The organism is Tenacibaculum sp. L6 (assembly GCF_028823685.1).
In the GTDB taxonomy this organism is placed as follows: Bacteria; Bacteroidota; Bacteroidia; order Flavobacteriales; family Flavobacteriaceae; genus Polaribacter.
On sequence record NZ_JAPEHZ010000125.1, the window covers coordinates 1 to 1,957 of the forward strand.

The 1,957-nt window shown below is 32.8% G+C and carries 3 protein-coding genes; all 3 read left to right on the plus strand.

What is annotated here, in order from left to right:
* The first annotated feature begins 334 nt into the window (after nucleotides 1-334).
* Nucleotides 335-982 carry a pyridoxamine 5'-phosphate oxidase gene (gene pdxH, locus OU788_RS12190; protein WP_274635419.1) on the plus strand — a complete coding sequence of 216 codons (648 nt, stop codon included), beginning with the start codon at nucleotides 335-337 and terminating at the stop codon, nucleotides 980-982.
* Between the two features lie 29 nt (nucleotides 983-1,011).
* Entirely contained in the window at nucleotides 1,012-1,500 is a 489-nt protein-coding gene (locus OU788_RS12195) for a SixA phosphatase family protein (protein ID WP_028892913.1), read from the plus strand.
* A gap of 8 nt (nucleotides 1,501-1,508) precedes the next feature.
* The coding region (locus OU788_RS12200) for a Ppx/GppA phosphatase family protein (RefSeq protein ID WP_446751493.1) at nucleotides 1,509-1,957 on the plus strand (449 nt) is incomplete at its 3' end.

The window sequence follows — 1,957 nt, forward strand, 5'->3', positions numbered from 1 at the left end:
AAAATATTAAACGCTGAAAATAAAACTGAAATATCAGAATTTATTAATTCTTTAAAAGAGCACAAAACATCCGACATTTTTAAGAAAAATATAACAATACTTTTTATAAAGTAATTGTAGATGGGTATTCAGGATATGTTTCAAAAAAATGGTTAAAAAGACAATTCTAAAAACCTCAACCATCCTTTTATTTCATTTTCAAAACTCATACTAAACACTATTTCAGCAAGCACCTTTCTAACTCCTCTTTATGTAAAGTTTGTTAAATATTAAAACGTAAAAACAGCAAAACATCTGATAAAATTGTACTTTTACATAGTATAAATTAACAGTAATGGCACACGATTTAAGTGACTACAGAAAATCTTACGAGAAAAAAGAGTTGTTAGAAAGCAACTGTCCTGAAAATCCAATTGAGTTATTTAGAGATTGGTTTTTTGTTGCCGACGAATCTGAGTTGGTAGACGAAGCCAATGCTATGACTATAGCATCTATAGGGCTAGATGGTTTTCCGAAAAGTAGAGTTGTTTTGTTAAAAAAATATACTTGGGAAGGGTTTATTTTTTATACCAATTACAATTCAGAAAAAGGGAGAGCTATTTTAAACAACAATCAAGTGTGTTTATCGTTCTTTTGGTCTGGTTTAGAGCAACAAATCATTATTAAAGGTACTGCCGAAAAATTGTCAGAAAACCTATCTGATGGCTATTTTGAATCGAGACCCGATGGAAGCAAATTAGGAGCTTGGGCTTCTGAACAAAGTAACGTAGTTACATCACGTGAAGAACTAGACCAAAGGTTAGTTTCTTTTGAAAAACAATTTGAAAATCAAGAAATTCCAAGGCCTGAACACTGGGGGGGCTTTTTAGTAAAACCTGTTTCTATTGAGTTTTGGCAAGGGCGTCCAAATCGTATGCACGATCGCATTCGATATACGTTACAAAAAGATTTTTCTTGGAAACTTGAACGTTTGGCTCCTTAGTTTTATATTTACATAGTATTTATATTTGAATGAAAACACTATATATCGTTCGTCACGCAAAATCATCATGGGAGTATGATAGCGTTAAAGATATTGACAGACCCTTAAAAGAACGTGGCATTAACGATGCCCACCTTTTATCTAAATACCTGGCTAAGAAAATTAACAAACCTGATGTTTTTCTTTCTAGTAGCGCTAATAGAGCTTTACATACAGCGGTTATTTTTTGTGAAAACTTTGGATACCCGTTGTCAAACCTTAAAATAAAACGTCAGCTATATAATTTTAGTGATGGTTATTTAGTAAAAACAGTAAAAGCACTTGATGATAGTTTTGATAGTGCCATTGTATTTAGTCATGACCACGGTATTAATAGTTTTGTAAACAAATTTGGTAACAAACCTATTGCCCATGTAACTACTTGTGGTGTTGTAGGGATTCAGTTTGACACCAAACATTGGAAAGACATTAAGAAAGGAAGCACTATATTAGTAGAGTTTCCTAAAAACCATAGATAAATCTATATATTTTGAAAATAAAGAAGTACGGCGCTATTGATATTGGATCTAATGCAGTAAGGTTATTAGTAGCTAACGTTATTGAAGAAAGAGATAGAGAACCCCAATTTAAAAAATCATCGTTAGTTCGTGTGCCTATTCGTTTAGGAGCCGATGCTTTTGTTTCTGGGCGAATTTCAGAAGCAAACACGCAACGCATGATTGATGCAATGCAAGCCTTTAAACTCATCATGAAAATTCATGGAGTTGAACGCTATAAAGCTTGTGCTACCTCAGCAATGAGAGAAGCAGAAAATGGTGAAGAAGTTGCTAATTCAATTTTAAAAAATACTGAAGTTAAAATTGATATTATCGACGGTAAAAAAGAAGCCGCTATTATATCTTCTACCGATTTAAACCAACTAATAGAATCTGATTCTACCTATTTGTATGTTGATGTAGGTGGTGGTAGTACTGA

What these genes read in the sequence shown, in the direction of transcription:
- pdxH (WP_274635419.1), top strand. Translation starts at nt 335, where the DNA reads ATGGCACACGATTTAAGTGACTACAGAAAATCTTACGAGAAAAAAGAG.
- OU788_RS12195 (WP_028892913.1), top strand. Translation starts at nt 1,012, where the DNA reads ATGAAAACACTATATATCGTTCGTCACGCAAAATCATCATGGGAGTAT.